The organism is Pseudomonas sp. NDM (assembly GCF_003105095.1).
Taxonomy (GTDB): Bacteria; Pseudomonadota; Gammaproteobacteria; order Pseudomonadales; family Pseudomonadaceae; genus Aquipseudomonas; species Aquipseudomonas moraviensis_A.
Map to the genome: position 1 here is coordinate 1 of NZ_QETJ01000304.1, position 1,944 is coordinate 1,944.

Here is a 1,944-nt window from a genome sequence, read left to right on the forward strand (position 1 = left end):
GTTCCCCTGTAGGAGCTGCCGAAGGCTGCGATCTTTTGATTTTTATCAGAGGGAAATCGGTTTGCGCCCGGCAAACGAATGCGCCAGCGTGCCGCCATCAACCAGCTCCAGCTCACCGCCCAGCGGTACGCCGTGGGCAATCCGCGAGGCGATCAGGCCTTTGTTCTGCAACAACTGCGCGATGTAATGGGCGGTGGCCTCGCCTTCGACCGTCGGGTTGGTGGCGAGAATGACTTCGGTAAACGTCCCCGCCTCTTCAACCCGCGCCATCAACTGCGGTATGCCGATCGCTTCCGGCCCCAAACCATCGAGCGGCGACAAATGCCCCTTGAGAACAAAATAGCGGCCACGGAATCCGGTCTGCTCCACCGCATAGACATCCATCGGACCTTCGACCACGCAGAGCAGCGTGTCATCACGGCGTGGGTCGGCGCATTGCGGGCACAGATCGTCTTCGGTCAGCGTGCGGCACTGGCGGCAGTGGCCAACGCCTTCCATGGCCTGGCTCAAGGCCTGCGCCAGACGAGTGCCACCGCTGCGATCACGTTCGAGCAACTGCAACGCCATGCGCTGAGCGGTTTTCTGACCCACGCCCGGCAAGGTGCGCAGGGCGTCGATCAGTTGGCGAATCAAAGGGCTGAAGCTCATGGGTAAACAGTCCGACTAAACAACGAGACGCGGTTTATACCCGCGCCTCTGGCCAGCGTCAAATCCTCAGTCCTGGGCGACCCGGACCACCAGTTTGCCGAAGTTGCGCCCTTCCAGCAGACCGATGAACGCCTCGGGCGCCTGCTCCAGGCCTTCGACCACGTCCTCGCGGAATTTCACCTTGCCGTCGCGTACCCACGGCACCATGTGGCTGATGAATTCCGGCTGACGATCACCGTAGTCATCGAAGACGATAAAGCCCTGAATGCGCACACGCTTGGTCAGTAGCGTGCGTTGCAGCATGGGCAGGCGATCCGGGCCGGTGGGTGCCTCGGCGGCGTTGTAACCGGCGATCAGACCGCACAACGGGATGCGCGCCTTGGGGTTGAGCAATGGCACGACCGCGTCGAACACATGGCCGCCGACATTCTCGTAGTAGATGTCGATGCCGTTGGGGCAGGCCTTGGCCAGTTGCTCGGCGAAGTCGTCGGCCTTGTGGTCGATGCAGGCATCAAAACCCAACTCCTCGACCACGTATTTGCACTTCTCGGCACCGCCAGCCACGCCAACTGCACGCAGGCCTTTGATCTTCGCCACTTGCCCGACCACCGAGCCGACGGCGCCGGACGCAGCGGCCACCACGAGGGTTTCGCCTTCTTTCGGCTGACCGATGTCCATCAGGCCCATGTACGCGGTCATGCCCGGCATGCCCAGCACCCCGAGAGCCATCGACGGACTCGGCAGACCGGCAGGAATCGGCATGATATTGCGACCGTCGCTGATGCTGTGGCTCTGCCAGCCAGTCGCACCCACTACCAGATCGCCGGTGTGGAATTTTGGATGATTGGATTGCTCGACCCGGCTGACCGCGCCACCGGTCATGACTTCGCCGATCTGCACGGGTGCGGCGTAGGACGGTGCATCGCTCATGCGTCCGCGCATGTACGGATCGAGCGACAGGTACAGGGTTTTCAGCAAGACCTGACCGTCCTGAAGATCCGGCAAAGCCTCGCGCTCGAGACGGAAGTTTTCCGGAGTCGGCGCACCGGTCGGGCGCGAGGCGAGGACGAAGCGTTGGTTGAGGGTGAGAGGGTCGGACATGTCAGCGTCTCCTGTGAATGGGGAATTCGGTGTATAGGGAGCAGACCTTGGTAGCGGTGGTGTGTTCGATGTTTCTTCAGTTTTGACCCAGGCGCGCCCTTCGCGAGCAGGCTCGCTCCCACAGGGATTGCATTTCCAAGTGTGGGAGCGAGCCTGCTCGCGAAAACGCCAGTCCTGCCGGCACATGCCCATCAT

2 protein-coding genes are annotated in these 1,944 nt (G+C 62.0%); both read right to left on the minus strand.

Going from position 1 to position 1,944, the window contains the following annotated elements; all coding sequences use genetic code 11:
- Positions 1 to 45: 45 nt before the first annotated feature.
- Complete coding sequence (gene recR / locus DCO47_RS26640; protein WP_042608425.1) at positions 46 to 648, minus strand: recombination mediator RecR; 603 nt, start codon at positions 646 to 648, stop codon at positions 46 to 48.
- 66 nt (positions 649 to 714) lie between these two features.
- Positions 715 to 1,749 (minus strand): NADP-dependent oxidoreductase, encoded by a 1,035-nt coding sequence (locus DCO47_RS26645; protein ID WP_016773860.1) that lies wholly within the window; start codon positions 1,747 to 1,749, stop codon positions 715 to 717.
- Between the last annotated feature and the right edge of the window lie 195 nt (positions 1,750 to 1,944).